20 protein-coding genes are annotated in these 16,139 nt (G+C 71.9%); 8 read left to right on the top strand and 12 right to left on the bottom strand.

From position 1 onward, the window contains the following. Positions 1-50: 50 nt before the first annotated feature. From cobA to rpmB, 8 genes are all read right to left on the bottom strand, one after another. Positions 51-1,277, bottom strand: coding sequence for a uroporphyrinogen-III C-methyltransferase (gene cobA / locus VA596_RS17910; protein WP_323328523.1), 1,227 nt, complete (start codon positions 1,275-1,277; stop codon positions 51-53). Between the two features lie 52 nt (positions 1,278-1,329). Continuing rightward, positions 1,330-1,722, bottom strand: coding sequence for an ankyrin repeat domain-containing protein (locus VA596_RS17915; RefSeq protein WP_323328525.1), 393 nt, complete (start codon positions 1,720-1,722; stop codon positions 1,330-1,332). Between the two features lie 13 nt (positions 1,723-1,735). Beyond that, a complete protein-coding gene (locus tag VA596_RS17920) occupies positions 1,736-3,622 on the bottom strand; it encodes a vWA domain-containing protein (RefSeq protein WP_323328527.1) in 1,887 nt (628 codons plus the stop codon). Further along, positions 3,619-4,680: an ATP-binding protein gene (locus VA596_RS17925; RefSeq protein WP_323328529.1), complete on the bottom strand. Its 1,062-nt coding sequence runs from the start codon at positions 4,678-4,680 to the stop codon at positions 3,619-3,621. Before VA596_RS17925 ends, VA596_RS17920 begins: the two co-directional genes overlap by 4 nt. Positions 4,681-4,766: 86 nt before the next feature. Continuing rightward, positions 4,767-5,024, bottom strand: coding sequence for a 30S ribosomal protein S18 (gene rpsR / locus VA596_RS17930; protein ID WP_323328531.1), 258 nt, complete (start codon positions 5,022-5,024; stop codon positions 4,767-4,769). Further along, the gene (rpsN, locus tag VA596_RS17935) at positions 5,021-5,326 is read right to left on the bottom strand and encodes a 30S ribosomal protein S14 (RefSeq protein ID WP_323328533.1); all 306 of its coding nucleotides are present in this window, start codon (positions 5,324-5,326) and stop codon (positions 5,021-5,023) included. Before rpsN ends, rpsR begins: the two co-directional genes overlap by 4 nt. After that, a complete protein-coding gene (gene rpmG / locus VA596_RS17940; protein WP_323328535.1) occupies positions 5,326-5,493 on the bottom strand; it encodes a 50S ribosomal protein L33 in 168 nt (55 codons plus the stop codon). The genes rpsN and rpmG overlap by 1 nt, the downstream gene beginning before the upstream one ends. Beyond that, complete coding sequence (rpmB, locus tag VA596_RS17945; protein WP_323328537.1) at positions 5,493-5,729, bottom strand: 50S ribosomal protein L28; 237 nt, start codon at positions 5,727-5,729, stop codon at positions 5,493-5,495. Before rpmB ends, rpmG begins: the two co-directional genes overlap by 1 nt. A gap of 78 nt (positions 5,730-5,807) precedes the next feature. Here rpmB and mrf point away from each other — a divergent pair, with 78 nt between their 5' ends. Genes mrf through VA596_RS17965 form a run of 4 tightly spaced genes read left to right on the top strand, consistent with a single transcriptional unit; the run spans position 5,808 to position 8,513 of the window. Beyond that, the gene (mrf, locus tag VA596_RS17950) at positions 5,808-7,058 is read left to right on the top strand and encodes a ribosome hibernation factor-recruiting GTPase MRF (protein WP_323328539.1); all 1,251 of its coding nucleotides are present in this window, start codon (positions 5,808-5,810) and stop codon (positions 7,056-7,058) included. Continuing rightward, entirely contained in the window at positions 7,055-7,309 is a 255-nt protein-coding gene (locus VA596_RS17955; protein WP_323328541.1) for a type B 50S ribosomal protein L31, read from the top strand. The genes mrf and VA596_RS17955 overlap by 4 nt, the downstream gene beginning before the upstream one ends. Beyond that, positions 7,309-7,458 carry a 50S ribosomal protein L32 gene (gene rpmF / locus VA596_RS17960; protein WP_323328543.1) on the top strand — a complete coding sequence of 50 codons (150 nt, stop codon included), beginning with the start codon at positions 7,309-7,311 and terminating at the stop codon, positions 7,456-7,458. Before VA596_RS17955 ends, rpmF begins: the two co-directional genes overlap by 1 nt. Further along, positions 7,455-8,513 (top strand): GTP-binding protein, encoded by a 1,059-nt coding sequence (locus VA596_RS17965; protein WP_323328545.1) that lies wholly within the window; start codon positions 7,455-7,457, stop codon positions 8,511-8,513. The genes rpmF and VA596_RS17965 overlap by 4 nt, the downstream gene beginning before the upstream one ends. Positions 8,514-8,515: 2 nt before the next feature. Here VA596_RS17965 and VA596_RS17970 read toward each other — a convergent pair whose 3' ends face one another. Both VA596_RS17970 and VA596_RS17975 read right to left on the bottom strand, forming a co-directional pair. After that, positions 8,516-9,640 (bottom strand): FAD-dependent oxidoreductase, encoded by a 1,125-nt coding sequence (locus tag VA596_RS17970; RefSeq protein ID WP_323328547.1) that lies wholly within the window; start codon positions 9,638-9,640, stop codon positions 8,516-8,518. A 104-nt stretch (positions 9,641-9,744) separates the two neighbouring features. Beyond that, positions 9,745-10,041 carry a hypothetical protein gene (locus VA596_RS17975; RefSeq protein WP_323328885.1) on the bottom strand — a complete coding sequence of 99 codons (297 nt, stop codon included), beginning with the start codon at positions 10,039-10,041 and terminating at the stop codon, positions 9,745-9,747. Positions 10,042-10,187: 146 nt separating this feature from the next. Here VA596_RS17975 and VA596_RS17980 point away from each other — a divergent pair, with 146 nt between their 5' ends. From VA596_RS17980 to VA596_RS17995, 4 genes are all read left to right on the top strand, one after another. After that, complete coding sequence (locus VA596_RS17980) at positions 10,188-10,622, top strand: MarR family winged helix-turn-helix transcriptional regulator (RefSeq protein ID WP_323328549.1); 435 nt, start codon at positions 10,188-10,190, stop codon at positions 10,620-10,622. A 68-nt stretch (positions 10,623-10,690) separates the two neighbouring features. Continuing rightward, entirely contained in the window at positions 10,691-12,316 is a 1,626-nt protein-coding gene (locus tag VA596_RS17985) for an MFS transporter (RefSeq protein WP_410171897.1), read from the top strand. Further along, complete coding sequence (locus VA596_RS17990) at positions 12,313-13,053, top strand: dienelactone hydrolase family protein (protein ID WP_323328553.1); 741 nt, start codon at positions 12,313-12,315, stop codon at positions 13,051-13,053. The genes VA596_RS17985 and VA596_RS17990 overlap by 4 nt, the downstream gene beginning before the upstream one ends. 11 nt (positions 13,054-13,064) lie before the next feature. Next, positions 13,065-13,337 (top strand): DUF6295 family protein, encoded by a 273-nt coding sequence (locus VA596_RS17995; RefSeq protein WP_323328555.1) that lies wholly within the window; start codon positions 13,065-13,067, stop codon positions 13,335-13,337. Between the two features lie 62 nt (positions 13,338-13,399). Here the strand turns inward: VA596_RS17995 and VA596_RS18000 are convergent, their stop codons facing one another. Next, positions 13,400-14,815, bottom strand: a complete 1,416-nt coding sequence (locus tag VA596_RS18000) for a pyridoxal phosphate-dependent decarboxylase family protein (protein ID WP_323328557.1) — start codon at positions 14,813-14,815, stop codon at positions 13,400-13,402. Then, positions 14,802-16,115, bottom strand: a complete 1,314-nt coding sequence (locus VA596_RS18005) for an MFS transporter (protein ID WP_323328559.1) — start codon at positions 16,113-16,115, stop codon at positions 14,802-14,804. Before VA596_RS18005 ends, VA596_RS18000 begins: the two co-directional genes overlap by 14 nt. Positions 16,116-16,139: the final 24 nt, after the last annotated feature.

Consider the following 16,139-nt stretch of genomic DNA (forward strand, 5'->3'; position numbering starts at 1 on the left):
CGTGATTGAAGGGGCATCGGCGTGATGCCCCTCTGATCACGCGTGATGCCCTACGAGGACTGGGGCTGGGCCAGGCCCGCCACCGGGCCGATCACGATCACCGCGGGTGGGCGGACTCCCGAGGCCGCCGCGTCGGTGACCACCGTGTCCAATGTGGACCTCAGCGAGCGCTGGGTGCGCATCGTGCCGTCCTCGATGATGGCCACCGGGGTGTCGGCCGGGCGGCCGCCGTCCAGGAGGGCCTTGGCGAACTGGCCGAGCCGTTCGACGCCCATCATCAGGACGATCGTGCCGCGCATGCGGGCCAGCAGGTCCCAGTCGACCAGGGAGCGGTCGTCGCCCGGGGCGACGTGGCCGGAGACCACCACGACCTCGTGGGCGACGCCGCGGTGCGTCACCGGGACGTCCGCGACCGCCGGGACGGCGAACGCGCTGGTGATGCCCGGGACCATCGTCACCGGGACGCCGGCCTCGGCGCAGGCCAGCACCTCCTCGAAGCCGCGGCCGAACAGGTACGGGTCGCCGCCCTTGAGGCGGACGACGAACTTGCCCTCCTTGGCCCGCTCGATCAGCGTGCTGTTGATGACGTCCTGGCTGGCCGCGCGGCCGTACGGGATCTTCGCCGCGTCGACGACCTCCACCTCGGGCGCCAGTTCGTCGAGCAGCTCGCGGGGCGCCAGCCGGTCGACGACCACGACGTCCGCGCGCGAGAGCAGCCGACGGCCGCGGACGGTGATCAGCTCGGGGTCGCCCGGGCCGCCACCCACCAGGGCGACGCCGGGGAGGCTGCCCTCCGGGTGCGGGCTGCGGCCGTCCTCGACCGCGCCCGCGTGCAGGCCGTCCAGGATCGAGTCGCGGACGGCGGCCGAGCGCAGCGGCTCACCGCCCGAGAGCACGCCGAACAGCAGGCCGCCGTGGCGGCCGGACGCCGGGGTCACGGCGCTGCCGGACTCACCCTCGTCGGCGCGGACGCAGAACACGCGCTCCCGCTCGGCCTCGGCGCAGATCGCCGCGTTGACCTCGGCGTCGTCCGTGCAGGCCAGCGCGTACCAGGCATCGCGAAGGTCGCCTTCGATGTAGCGGCGCTCGTGCCAGACCAGCTCGCCCGCGTCCACCATGCCCTGCACCGACGGCGTCGTGTGCGGCGACACCAGTTCCACGCGCGCGCCCGCGCGGATGAGCCGGGGCAGCCGTCGCTGGGCCACGCTGCCGCCGCCGAACATCACGACGCGGCGGCCGGTCAGCTGGAGGCCGGAGAGGTAGTGCGGGTCGTCCATGGGCGGGAGTTTATTTACGCACCGGCGCCGCACCAGCGGGGCGTGCGAAGAGTCACCGTTCGAGCAGGCCGAGCAGGGCGGTGTTGCCGAACATCTTCGCCGTGTCGATCGCCGACGGCTGCCCGGCGCGGGGGTCCGCGCCGCCGTCGAGCAGGGCGCGCACGACGTCCGGCTCGTTCTTGAAGACGGCGCCGGCCAGCGGGCTCTGGCCGCGGTCGTTCTCGCGGTTCGGGTCGGCGCCGCGCTCGATCAGCGCGGCCACCGTCTCGGCGTGGCCGTGGTAGGCGGCCAGCATGACCAGCGAGTCGCCGCTGTCGTTGGTGAGGTTGGCCGAGATCCCCCGGTCGACGTAGGCGGCCAGCTCCGCGGTCCGGCCTTCGCGCGCGAACTCGAAGACCTTGGCCCAGAACGCCAGCATCTCCGGCGTGAACTCCTCGTCACTCATACCGAGGAGGCTCTCACGAAACCCGGAACACCGGCCCGCGCGCCACGAACGGCAGCCGCGCGCCGCGAGGCACCAGGTACGCGTGCTCGCGCCGCGGCCGGACGTGGTCGCACCGCGCGTCGGTGATGATCAGGATCGGCCCGTCCGGCGGGAAGTCCGGCGCGCGCTGCAGCAGGTCGACGCCGGGCTGCAGGATCGTGCCGCCGCGCCCGCGCACCTTGACGCGGCCGGCGATGTCCTCGACGGCCAGGTACCCGGCGTCGTAGGCGACGGCGTCGCAGAACACCACCCGCGCCGCCGGGACGTCGCGGGCCGTCGCGTAGGAGGCGATCGCGCCCAGCGCCTTGCCGAGCAGCTCGGCGTTCATCGAGCCCGACGTGTCGAGCACAACGCCGAAAGTGGCGCGCTGGTCCAGCTGCCCGGGGCGCACCTTGCCGGGGCGCGGGATGTCCGGCGTCGACGACTGGCGGCGGGACGCGCGGGCGTAGCTGCGCACCGGCAGCTCGACGCGGACGTGCTCGTCGAACCAGCGGGCCAGCTGCGCGTCCCAGGGCAGCGGCGGGTGCTCCAGGACCCGGATCTCCTGCTCCAGCCCGGCCGGCAGCAGGCCGCGGCCCTGGTTGCGGTGGTACTCCAGCCCCTGGGTGAGCGCGCGGCGGTAGAACTCGTCGAGGTCGACGCCCTGGACGCGGTCCGTCCACGGCATCGGCCGGGGCTCACCGCGGCGCGACGAGCGGCGCTGCGCCGCCTCAGGCTCGGACAGCCAGCCGCCCAGGACGTCCCCGGCTTCGCGGCCGCCCAGCGTGAGCAGCTTGCGGGCGCGCCGGAGGTCCGTGGTGAGCGTGTCGTACACCGACTCCGCCGACATCCCGGTCAGCTGCGGGTCGTGCAGCGTGCCCTCGGGCAGTTCGCCGACGGCCATCGCGACCAGCCAGCCGTTGATCACGTAGTCGCAGGCGACGTTCCACAGGTACGGGTCGCGCCCGAGCGCGCGGCGGTCGTGGCGCAGCGCGGCGTGCAGCATCTCGTGCGCCAGCACGAACCGCCATTCCGGCGCGGTCAACGCGGCGTGCGGGTTGACGTAGATCTCGCCGTGCTCGGCGTCGACCGCGGCCACGGCGATGTCCCAGGCCCGGACGACCTCGGCGTCGGCGACCAGGGTGAAGCCCGCGGCCATCGCGCCGAGCAGCGGGAACGACGAGACGAACCACGCCAAAGCCCGGTCCCACTCCCCCTGTGCTCGCCGGTGCCGGGTCTGGCCGCGCGTGTCCGCGGCGCGTTCCATCGCCTCGGTGGCGGAGGCAATCAGGCCGCGCGCGAACCGTTCGGTCCACGGCTCGGGCTTCCCGTTGTACCTGAGGTGCCAGGCACTCCGCGGGGGCCCGAGCCGGACACACGGCCGCGCGCCGCCGGTGCCGAGCGTCGCGAACGCGCCGGGGACGCCGGTTTCGCGCCACGCGCCGGCCAGCGAGAACTCGTCGCCACCCGGGAGTTCCGGCAGCAGCACGACGGGTTCGCCGACGTGGACGGCCTCGGCGAACCGGTGGACAGCCACACAGCAGGCCGCGCCGTAGGACGCGTCGATCTCCCGGTCGGAGGTGACGGCCTCGGCGTCGCTCAGCGTCTGTTCGTCGAGGTGCCCGAGGCCGAGGTGCAGCAGCAGGTGCGCGAAGACCCACGCCCACTCCGGCGGTTCGGCGTCGCGGGCGCGGTTCGCGGTGATCACGCCGTAGTCGTTGACGACCGCCCAGCTCCCGACGCCGGTCAGGCTCTCCTTGTCGAGGCTCGCGCCGCGCATCAGGTGGTCGAGCACGGTGTGCTCGCGGGCCAGCGCCCAGCCGTCGTCGATCGCCTTGGCCCGGCGCGCGCGTCGCTTGGCCTCGGCCTGCGCGCCGCTCACGCGCGGGCGTCCACGAGCCGGGGCAGGTCGCGGGCGGCCTCGACCAGGAACCACGACGGCAGCCGCGCGTGGCCCGCCTCGTCGTCCGCGATGACCAGCTGGGCCATCTCGAGTGAGATCTCGGCCAGCTCGACGAGCAGGCTCTTCGCGCGGAACGCGAACTGGCGGACGGCGGCCGACGCGTGCCGCTTGTCCGCGGGCAGGTCCTTGACCAGCCGGGCCCGGAACGTCTCGGCGAGGAAGTACAGCAGGTCCCGGTCGCCGGGGTCGGCGGGCCAGCGGGCGTCACCCTTGACGATGGCTTCGAGGTCGAAGGCGTGCCGGGCGACCTTGAGGTACGCGCGGAACGAGCCGGCGTGCTGCGGGGTGAGGGTCGCGTACGCCAGCAGCGCGATCGTCTCGTCGCCCGCGGCGTCGCCGTAGGAGTGCAGCAGGTCCGAGAGCATGTGCCAGGACCGCGGCGTCGAGAACGGCTCTTCGGTCTTCGGCGGAAGGCTCCACAGGTGGTCCGGGCGCTGGGTCAGGTACTCGACGACCGACGGGTGGATGTCGTGGCCCGTCGCCCAGGTCAGCCAGTCGGCGGGCGACGCGCGCAGGTGCACGTGGACGAGCCGGTTGACCAGCGCGGACGCCATCGGGCGGGCCAGGGCCTGGTCGGTGGCGCGGTTGCCGGCGCCGATCACGACCGACCCCGGCGGCAGCTCGTACGAGCCGATGCGGCGGTCGAGGATGAGCGAGTAGAACGCCTTCTGGACGTCGGGCGCGGCGGCGTTCAGCTCGTCGAGGAACAGGCAGTACGGCTCGTCGCGGGCGATCTGCTCGGGCGGGCAGAAGCGGCTGCGGCCGTCGACGATCTGCGGGACGCCGATCAGGTCCTCCGGCGCGAGCTGGGTGCCCAGCAGCGAAACGCAGTCGAGGCCGAGCGACGCCGCGAAATCCCTTACGAGGGAGGACTTCCCGATGCCGGGCGCGCCCCAGAGGAACACCGGCCGGACGACGGCGGCGTTGAGCAGGACTTCGGGCAGCTGGGCGGGCGTGACCGTGAGCTGGGCGTGCACGTGGGACCTCCTGGTTCAGGACATCCGGTGCGACGCCCCCTTTCGTGCGCTCATGATCGCGCGCCCGCCCAGCGGCCGCACCTGAATTATCCGCCCGCGCGCCCCGAGCCCGGGTAGGGCAGCAGGGCCATCTCGCGCGCGTTCTTGATCGCCGTGGCGACCTGTTTCTGTTGCTGCGGCGTCAACCCCGTCACCCGGCGGGCGCGGATCTTGCCGCGGTCGGAGACGAACTTCCGCAGCAGGTCGACGTCCTTCCAGTCGACGTGCGTGATCCGGTTGGCGTGCAACAGGTTCACCTTGCGCTTGCCGGGGCGGTCCCGGGCCGGCTTCGGCATCCGGCTCACCAGCTCGACTTCGTGACGCCGGGCAGCTCGCCGTTGTGCGCGGCTTGACGCATCTTGACCCGGGACAACCCGAACTTGCGCAGGTAGCCGCGCGGGCGGCCGTCGGCCGTGTCCCGGTTGCGGATCCGCGTCGGGCTGGCGTCGCGCGGCAGCTTCTGCAGCGCGACGACCGCCTCGGCCTTCTCGGACGGCGACGACGAGGGCGAAGCGATGACGGCCTTCAGCGCACGACGGCGTTCCACGTACCGGGCCGCGACCACCTTCCGCTGCTCGTTCTTCGCGATCTTCGACTTCTTGGCCATCAGCGCTCTTCCTTGAACTCGACGTGCTTGCGCGCGACCGGGTCGTACTTGCGCAGGACCATCCGGTCCGGGTCGTTCCGGCGGTTCTTCTTCGTGACGTAGGTGAATCCGGTGCCGGCGGTGGACCGCAGCTTGATGACCGGCCGGATGTCGGTGCTCTTCGCCATTACAGCTTCACTCCCCTTGCCTTCAGCTCGGCCAACACGGCCTCGATGCCCCGCTTGTCGATCGTCTTCATCCCCTTGACGGAGACGCGCAGCCGCACCCAGCGGCCCTCGCTGGGCACGAAGTAGCGGCGGTTCTGCAGGTTCGGCTCCCACCGCCGGGACGTACGGCGGTGCGAGTGCGAGACCTGCTTGCCGTACCCCGGCTTGCGGCCGGTGACCTGGCACACGGCGGACACGGACCCTCCCGAGTTGATAGTGGTTGTCGTTTTCATCTACTCTACGCACCGTACCCCGCCCGTATTCCTGGAGCCCCTGTGACCCACCCACCCCGCGTCCCGCTCGTGCTCGTCGGCGGCCTCGCCCCGGGCGCGAACGCCACGCTCGCCGAGCTGCTGCGCGTCGCCGAGCCCGGCACCGCCGTCGTCCACCACGACCTGCGCGACATCCACTCCGGCGTCGTCCGCCGCCGCCTCCGGCTCGACCAGCGCGACCAGCTGACCGTCCTCGAACTGGCGCACGGCTGCGTCTCCTGCACCCTGCGCGAAGACCTGCTCCCCCTGCTCCGGCGGCTGGCCCGGATGCCGCAGGTGCGGCGAATCGTCGTCCGGCTCGACGAGGCCATGGAGCCCGAGCCGGTGAGCTGGGCGATCCGCAACGTCCTGGTCGGCGACCACCCGGTGCACGACGACGTCGACCTGCGGGCCGTGCTCACCGTCGTCGACTGCGCGACCTGGCTCGCCGACGTGACCGGCGACGACGCCCTGGAGGAGCGCAACCTGCAGGCCAGTCCGGAGGACGACCGGACCGTCGCGCAGGTGGCGCTGTCCCAGGTCGAGTTCGCCGACGTCCTCGTGCTGGCCGGCGCGGCCGGCGACGCGTGGCAGGCGGCCAAGGCGTCCGCCGTCCTCGACCGCGTCGCGCCGTCGATCCCCCGGGTCGAGCTGGCCCGGATCGACGGGCACAGCGTGCTCGACGCCGTCCCGGCCGACGCGCGGCGTGGCGAGGTCACCGACATGCACGGCGCGCTGCTGCGCGGTGAGCCCCCGCTGCACGCCGACTGCGGCATCGAACTGCTCACGTTCACCGCGCGGCGGCCGTTCCACCCGCAGCGGCTGCACGACGCCCTCGACGTGCTGCTCGACGGCGTCGTCCGCACCCGCGGGCGGGCCTGGGTGGCCAGCCAGCCGGACGTCGCGTTCTGGATCGAGTCGGCCGGCGGCGGCCTGGGTATCGGGCACGCCGGGCCGTGGCTCGCGTCGCCGGACGGTCCGGAGTGGACGGACGTCTCCCCCGAGCGCCGCACCCTCGCGTCCCTGCGTTGGGACCCGGTGCACGGCGACCGCGCGCAGGAGCTGGTCGTGGTGACGGACCAGACAGCGCCCGCTGAGATCGACGCGACCCTGCGCGGCGCTCTACTGACCGACGAGGAACTGACGGCAGGCCCCGAAGCGTGGGAGCGCTATCCCGACCCGTTCGGGGACTGGCACGAAGAACCCTGCGAGGACACGGAAACGGACCCGGCGCGCCACGACGTGACCGCGGTGAACCGAAAGGAAGACCGATGAAGAACGGCATCCACCCCGACTACCACCCCGTGGTGTTCAAGGACTCGTCGACCGGCGACGCGTTCCTGACCCGCTCCACCATCACCTCGGACAAGACGATCGAGTGGTCCGACGGCGCGACCTACCCGCTGGTGCAGGTCGACATCAGCTCGTGGTCGCACCCGTTCTGGACCGGCACCCAGCGGATCATGGACAGCGCCGGCCAGGTCGAGAAGTTCCACCGCCGCTACGGGAAGCGGGGGACGCGCTGATGGCCGTGCCCAAGCGCAAGAAGTCGCGCAGCAACACCCGCGCCCGGCGATCTCAGTGGAAGGCCGCCGCCGTGGACCTGGTGCCGATCAAGGTCGACGGCGAGACGCAGCTCGTCTCGCGCCGGCTGATCCGCCACTTCCACGCGTGAGCGTCCCGGTCACCGTGCTGTCGGGGTTCCTCGGCGCCGGGAAGACGACCCTGCTCAACCACATCCTCGCCAACCGCGACGGCCTGCGGGTGGCGGTGATCGTCAACGACATGAGCGAGGTCAACATCGACGCCGCGCTCGTGCGCTCGCAGGAGCGGCTGGTCGAGCTGACCAACGGGTGCATCTGCTGCACCCTGCGGGAAGACCTCCTGGAGGAGGTGGCGGCGCTCGGCACCGGCGACCGCTTCGACCACGTGCTCATCGAGTCGAGCGGGATCTCCGAGCCGATGCCGGTGGCCGCGACGTTCACGTTCCTGGACACCGTCGCCCGGCTCGACACGATGGTGACGGTGGTGGACGCGGCGAACTTCGCCCGTGAACTGGCGGCCGGCGACTCCCTGGTGGAGCGCCGGCTGGACCAGTACGAAGACGACGAGCGGACCGTCAGCGACCTGCTGGTCGACCAGGTGGAATTCGCCGACGTGCTGCTGCTGAACAAGACCGACCTCGTGTCCCCGGACGAGGCGGCCCTGCTGGTGGCGGTGCTCCGGCGGCTCAACCCGGCCGCCGACGTCGTGACGAGCAGCTTCGGGAACGTGCCGTTGGAGCGCGTGTTCGGCACGGGGCGGTACGACGCGGTCAAGGCGCAGGAGGCACCCGGCTGGGTCGCCGAGCTGAACGGCGACCACGTGCCGGAGACCGAGGAGTACGGCATCTCGAGCGTGGTGTTCCGGGCGTCCCGGGCGTTCGACCCGGTGGCGCTGTGGGACTTCGTCGCCCGGCGGCTCGACTCCGGCGAGTTCGGGACGGTGCTGCGCTCCAAGGGGTTCTTCACGCTGGCGTCCCGGCCCGGGGTGACCGGCCTGTGGTCCCAGGCCGGGACGGTGGCGCGGTTCGAACCCCAGGGCGTCGCCTCCAAGGCGAGTCAGGAGCTGGTGTTCATCGGCGTCGACCTGGCCGGTGACGCGCTGCTCGGCGCGCTGCGGGAGTGCCTCGCCGACGTGGCGAGCGGACCGGACCCCTTCCCCGCGTGGGGTCCGGTCCACGCGCACTGAGGTCAGGACGTCTTGAACAGCTCCGCCAGGGCAGGCGGGATCTCGTCACCGAACAGGCTCTCCATGAGCGCCTCTTCGTCGATCGGCGTCTCACTGCGGACGAACATGGCCTGCTCGTAGGCGGCGAGGGCCGCTTCGACGTCACCGGGGTGCGCGGCGAGGGCCTGGCCCAGCTCGGCGCCGTCGAGCATGGCCAGGTTCGCGCCTTCGCCGTTCGGGGCCGTGAGGTGGGCGGCGTCGCCGACCAGCGTCACGCCCGGCACCCGCTCCCAGCGGTGCCCGAACGGCAGGGTGTAGTGCGGGCGCAGGACCAGCGGGGTGTCGGCGTCGGTGATCAGGGCGGTGACCTCCGGGGCCCAGCCCTCGAACTCCCGCGCGATCGCGGCGGTGGCGGCCGCGGCGTCGGTGAAGTCGATGGCGGCGAACCACTCCAGTGACTCGGTGAACGCCACGTAGGCGTGCAGGGTCTCGCCGCTTTCCCGGTGCGCGTTGATCGACCGCTCCGGGGACGGCCCGTTCGCGACCATCGACCCGCCGCCGACCGCCTTCGCCGTGGCCGCGTGCCGGGTGTCGGCGTCGAAGAGGTAGGTCTCGACGAACGCCGTCCCGACGTATTCGGGGACGACGTCGGTGAGCAGCGGCCGGACCCGGGACCACGCGCCGTCCGCGCCGACCAGCAGGTCCGCGACGACGGTGCTGCCGTCGTCGAAGGTCACCTCGTGGCGGCCGTCGGCGAGCGTGCGGGTGCCGCTGACCTTGTGGCCCCAGCGGACGGTGCCCTCCGGGAGCGCGTCGAGCAGCAGCTGCCGCAGCTCCCCGCGCTGCACTTCGGGACGGCCGCCCGTGCCGTCGTCGGTCTTCTCGAACAGGAGCTTCCCGTCCTGGTCGAGGATCCGCATGGCCTGGCGGCCCTCCAGCACCAGGGCCGGGAACTCGTCCATCAGGCCGGCCGCCTCGAGGGCGAGCTGCCCGTTGTAGTCGTGGATGTCGAGCATCCCGCCCTGCATCCGCGACGTCGGCGACGGCTCGGCTTCGTGGACCGTCACCGGGAACCCGTGGACGTGCAGGACCCGGGCCAGGGTGAGGCCGCCGAGGCCGGCGCCGATGATCGTGACGGGAGTGCGCATGATCGCTCCTTCTCTGGAATCGTGTTCCAGATCAGGGTGGCGTCGGCCGCTGGCAGGGGCCGCACACCGCGCTGGCACCGGCCTGGCACCCCTGCCAGACCTCGTCAGTGGTCGTCGTAGTGGTCCTCGTGGGCCGCGTGACGGTGGCCGTCGTGCAGGTAGTCGACGTGCTCGCCGTGCGGGACCGCGTCGTGGCCGCAGCCTTCGCCGTGCGTGTGGTCGTGGCCGGTGTGCGGCACGTGGCCGGCGATCTCGCACTCGTCGAAGTGGCCGTCGTGCGCGCGGTGCAGGTGGCCCTCGTGCGCGTAGTCGACGTGGTCGCCGTGCGGGACCGCCGCGTGCCCGCAGCCGTCGCCGTGGACGTGGTCGTGGCCTGCGTGCTCGACGTGCGGGATCGTCATCGGCGGTGCCTCCTGGGATGCGTGCTGCTGCATATGTCCACTTCGGACGCTAACACCGGGCGCCCGCCGCGACCGGGCGAAACCTCCCGCCTCACCCGATAGGTCCGAGTTGATCAACCCCGGTTTATCAGTCTAGGTTGACGAATGTGACGGACGAGGAGCTGCTCCAGGCGAGCACCGACCTGCGTGTCGCCCTGGGCCGGCTGATCCGGCGGCTGCGCCAGGGCTACGTGGTCGGCGAACTGACCCTGCCCGAACGGTCGGTGCTGTCCCGGCTCGACCGGGAGGGCCCGGCCACCCCGGGGTGCCTCGCCGACCTCGAACGCGTGAAGCCGCAGGCCATGGGCGTCACCCTCGCCGGGCTGGTCGAGCGCGGGCTCGTCGCCCGGCGCAAGGACGACACCGACGGCCGCAAGGTGCTCATGTCGGTGACCGGCACCGGCGTCCAGCTGCTCACCGACCGGCGCTCGCGGACCACCGAACGGATGGCCACCGCCCTGGCCGAGAAGTTCACCGCGGCCGAGCAACGCAAGCTCCTGGCGGCCATCCCGCTGATCGAGCGGCTGGCGGGAGAGCTGTGACCGCCACCGAAACCGCGCCGAACCGCTACAAGTGGGTCGCGCTGTCGAACACCACGCTCGGCGTGCTGATGTCGGCCCTCGACGGCTCGATCGTGATCATCTCGCTGCCCGCGATCTTCCGCGGCATCGGCCTCGATCCCCTGGCCCCGGGCAACATCGGCTACCTGCTGTGGATGATCCTCGGCTACCTGCTGGTGCAGGCCGTGCTGGTGGTGACGCTCGGGCGCCTCGGGGACATGTTCGGCCGCGTCAAGATGTACAACCTGGGTTTCGTCGTGTTCAGCATCGCCTCGGTGGCGTTGTCGTTCGACCCGTTCCACGGCGGGAACGGCGCGCTGTGGCTGATCGGCTGGCGGGTGGTGCAGGCCGTCGGCGGCTCGATGCTGACGGCGAACTCGGCGGCCATCCTCACCGACGCCTTCCCGACGGAACAGCGCGGCATGGCGTTGGGCGTCAACCAGATCACGGCGCTGGCCGGGCAGTTCCTCGGCCTGGTCGTCGGCGGGCTGCTCGCCGAGATCGACTGGCGCGCGGTGTTCTGGGTGAGCGTCCCGTTCGGGCTGCTGGGCACGATCTGGTCGATCCGCAGCCTCCGCGAAGTGGGGACGCCGAAGCGCGCGAAGGTCGACTGGGGCGGCAACATCACCTTCGCCGCCGGCACGGCGATCCTGCTCGCCGGGATCACCTACGGCATCCAGCCCTACGGCGGCTCCGCGACCGGCTGGGGCAACCCGCTGGTGCTCGGCGGCATCGGCGGCGGCGTGCTGCTGCTCGTGGCGTTCGGCCTCATCGAGACGCGCGTGGCGGCGCCGATGTTCCACCTCGGGCTGTTCAAGATCCGCGCGTTCGCCGCGGGCAACATCGCCGCGTTGCTGACGTCGGTCGCCCGTGGTGGCATGCAGTTCATGCTCATCATCTGGCTGCAGGGCATCTGGTTGCCGCTGCACGGCTACGACTACGAGCGGACGCCGTTGTGGGCGGGCATCTACATGCTGCCGCTGACCGTCGGGTTCCTGCTCGCCGGGCCGGTGTCCGGGTACCTGTCCGACCGCTTCGGCGCGCGGCTGTTCTCCACCGGCGGCCTGCTCCTGGTCGCGGCGGCGTTCCTCGGGCTGCTGGCACTGCCGGTGAACTTCCCGTACCCGGTGTTCGCCGCGCTGCTGGTGGTCAGCGGGATCGGCCAGGGCATGTTCTCCGCGCCGAACACCTCGGCGATCATGAGCAGCGTGCCCACCGAGCAGCGCGGGGTCGCCTCCGGCATGCGGGCGACGTTCCAGAACTCCGGGACGTCGCTGTCGATCGGCGTGTTCTTCTCGCTGATGATCGCCGGACTCGCGAGCTCGCTGCCGCAGACGCTGACCAGCGGCCTGCAGGCCCACGGCGTCCCGGCGAACGTCGCCGACGGCGTCGCCCAGCTGCCGCCGGTGAGCACGCTGTTCGCGGCGTTCCTCGGCAGCAACCCGGTGGGCCACCTGCTCGGCCCGGACGTCCTCGCCGGTCTCCAGCCCGGCGACCGGGCGGCCCTGACCGGCGGCGACTTCTTCCCGCAGCTGGTCTCCGGGCCGTTCCACCACGGCCTGGTGATCGTGTTCACCGCGGCCGCGGCAATGGCCGTCGTCGCCGCGATCGCCTCGGCGTCGCGCGGCGCCCGTTACGTCCACCAGACCCTCGAAGGACCGAAGGAGAACCGATGACCGACGAACTCATCGCCGGAACCGTCACCATCACCGGGAACGGCGGCGACGAGATCGAGGCCTACGCGGCCAGGCCCACCGACGCCGCACCGCGCGGCGGGGTCGTGGTGATCCACCACATGCCCGGCTACGACGCGTCGACCAAGGAGATGGTGCGCCGCTTCGCCGCCGAGGGGTACAACGCGATCTGCCCCAACCTCTACGCCCGCGAGGCCCCGGGCGCCGACCCCGACGACGCGGCCGCCACGGTACGCGCGGCCGGCGGCGTCCCGGACGACCGCCTCGTCGGCGACGTCTCCGGCGCGGCCGACTACCTGAAGGCGCTGGAGAACGCGAACGGCCGCGTGGGCGTCATCGGGCACTGCTCGGGCGGGCGCCAGGCGTTCCTCGTCGGCTGCTCGATCGACGTCGACGCGGCGGTCGACTGCTACGGCGCGTTCGTCGTCAACGACCCGCCGGAGGCCATGAAGTTCATGAAGCCGTTGCTGGGCATGGCTTCGAACCTGTCCTGCCCGCTGCTGGGCATCTTCGGCGCCGACGACAAGTTCCCCAGCCCGGACGAGGTCGCCGTGCTCGCGGCGGAGCTGGAGAAGCTCGGCAAGGAGCACGAGTTCCACACCTACGCCGACGCCGGCCACGCGTTCTTCGCCGTCGACCGGCCGAGCTACCGGCCGGAAGCCGCGAAGGACGGCTGGGAACGCATCCTCGACTTCTACTCCCGCACGCTCAGCGCCTGAGAGGACCCGCCATGTGCACCTACCTCACCGAGAAGTTCGCCCTCGAAGGCAGCGGCAAGGGCGCCCGCGGCTGGTTCCGCCTGAACGAGGGCACGGTCTACGTCGACCACCCGGTCCACGCGCCGTACGCGCACACGGTCAACATCGACTTCCGCAACCCGGACCTGGGCGCCTCGGCCCGCGTAGCCCTGGAACTGACGGAAGAAGACGCCCTGGCCCTGGCCGACGCGATCATCGCGGCCGTCAAGTCCGCCCCCTCCGGCCTGGCCTCCCGCAACCAGTAGCCCAAGTCCGTGAAGGCCACATTGAGGGACTCTGAGTCCCTCAATGTGGCCTTCACGGACATTTACGGGGTGTAGAGGGCGCCGAGGAATTCCAGGAGGAGGCGTTCGCGGAGGGGCGCCGGGGCGGTGGCGAGGAGGGCGTTGATCGGGGCCATGCGGTCCGGGAGGCCTGAGGCGCCGCCTAGGCCTGCGGCGGTCAGCAGGCCGGCGAACTGGTCCGACGTCAAGGTCGCCGGGTCCAGGGCGGCGACGAAGTCTGCGACCGCCGGGTCGATCACCACCGGGCCCGATGCGCGGGCTGCGTCCACTGAGGACGCGAGGTCCGTCAGGAACTCCTTTTCGCTCCCGTGGTTTGCTGCTGTGACCGTCAGGTGCAGGTTCGCCGGGGACGACAGGTGAGCGAACTGTGGCTGGACGTACCAGCCGCGCGTCTTCATTTCGTCCGCCACCGTGAACAGGTCGAAACCGTCGTCGCCGGTGAACGCGATCAGCGTCGAGATCGGATCGCCGAGGATGCGCAAGCCTTCGATTTCGGCGACCCCGGCGCGGATCCGCGAGACGGCTTCACGCGTCGACGTGGCCAGGCGCAGGTAGCCGTCGTCGCCGAGGTGGCGGACCACCGCCCACGCCGCGGCCAGCGGACCGCCCGAGCGGGTGCTCTGGATCGTCGTGTTCAGCATCGTGTAGCCCGGCCAGCCCGCGCTCGCGAAGTAGTGCGTCCGCCGCAGCTCCGCCGACGCGTGCAGCAGCACGGAAGTCCCTTTAGGACAGTACGCGTACTTGTGCAGGTCCACCGAAATGCTCGTGACACCCGGGACCCGGAAATCGAACGGTGGGATCTCCGCGCCGAGGCGAGCGAAGTACGGCAGCACCCAGCCGCCGATGCAGGCGTCGACGTGCATCCGGACGCCCCGGGCAGCCGCTGCCGCCGCGATCTCGGCGATCGGGTCGAGCACGCCGTGCGCGTACGACGGCGCGCTCGCCACCACCAGCACGGTCGAGTCGTCGATGGCGGCGGCCATCGCGGCCGGGTCCGCGCGGAACGTCACCGGGTCGACCGGGACGTCGATCCGGCGCAGCCCGAACAGGTGCGCCGCCTTGTGGAACGCCGCGTGCGCGGTGGTCGGCAGGACGATCGACGGCGCGGTGATCTCCGGGTGCGCGTCCCGGGCGGCCAGCACCGAGAGCAGGCACGACTCCGTGCCGCCCGACGTCACCGAACCGACCACCCCCGGCACGTCGCCGAGCAGCCGGGACGCCGCCGCGACGAGGTCGTTCTCCATCCGCAGCAGGCTGGGGAACGCCGTCGGGTCGAGGCCGTTCGCCGACGACGCCAGCGCGTGCGCGGCGGCACCCAGGGAGTCCACTTCGGACAGGCCGCTGTCGTAGACGTAGGCCAGCGTGCGGCCGCCGTGCGTCGGCAGGTCACCCGCGCGCAGCTCCCGCAGCGACGCGAGAACGTCCTCAGGCGGGTTCATGACGCGGTTCCAGCACCGAGCGCCGCAACAGCGGCAGGGCCAGCGCGATCAGCACACCCGGGATGATCGACGAGCCGAGCAGGATCGCGACGATCGCGCTGTGCGGCTGGTCGGTCGTCGCGTCGGTGCTCGACACGTACCCGCCGAACGCCAGGATCGCGCTCCACAGCCCGGCGCCCAGCGCGAGGCCGAGCGTCTCCCCCGCGGTCCACACGCCGGCCGCGATCCCCGCGCGGGTCTCGCCGGTGCGCTCCTCCTCGGCCGTGATCAGGTCCGGCAGGATGGCCAGCGGGAACACCGAGATCCCCGCGTAGCCGACACCGCAGAGGGCGACGAACACGAGGATGACCGCCAGCGGCAGCGACTGGGCGAGGATCAGGCCGAGCAGGCCGATCGCGAACGCCGCCGTGGCGATGCGGAAGCCGTTCAGCTTGCCGACGCGCGCGCCGAGGCGCGGCCACAGCGGCATCGTCAGCAGCGCCGGGCCGACGAAGATCACGAAGATCACCGTGCCGTAGCCCTCGCTGCCCAGGATGCGCTGAGCGAAGAACGGGATGGCGGCCAGCACCGTGCCGATCCCGAGGGCCTGGATGAAGTACGTGCCGAGCAGCCAGCGGAACGGCCGCCACCCCGCGATGGTCCGCGAGAGGTCCTTGAAGCTCACGGTGTTCGGCCGCAGCGACCCGACCGGCGCGCCCTTGAGGCCGAAGTACACGAGCAGTGTCGCGGCCAGCACGATCAGCCCGATCACGACGGCCATCACGCGGTAGCCGGCGACCCCGCCGATGCCGGAGGTGATCGCCGGGGCGCCGCCGCCACAGATCAGGATCGTCACGGCCAGGACGCCGATGCGCACGCTGGTCAGCTTCGTCCGCTCGTCGGCGGACTCGGTCAGCTCCGCCGGCAGGGCGTTGAACGGCACCTGGAACAGCGCGTACGCGGTCGCGCAGGCGGTGAACAGGATCGCCACGTACAGCGCGTCCGGCAGCGGCGAACCGAAGCCCGGGTGGGCGAACATCAGCGCGAAGAGGATCGCGACGCCGATGCCGCCGATCAGCAGGAACCGGCGGCGGCTCCCGGTCTTCAGCAGGTTCGCGTCGGACATCCGCCCGGCGATCGGGTTGAACAGCACGTCCCAGGCCTTGGGGAGGAACACGATGACGCCCGCCGCGGCGGCGGGCACGGCCATCGTGTCGGTCAGGTACTTGACCAGGATCAGGCCGGGGACCGTGCCGAAGGACCCGGTGACGAACGAGCCGAGCGAATACCTGAACCGCGTCCGGCCGGACAGCGTCGTCATGGTCCTCCTCGCGAAATGAACACC

The sequence above is a fragment of the Amycolatopsis heterodermiae genome (genome assembly GCF_034929455.1).
Lineage (GTDB): Bacteria > Actinomycetota > Actinomycetes > Mycobacteriales > Pseudonocardiaceae > Amycolatopsis > Amycolatopsis heterodermiae.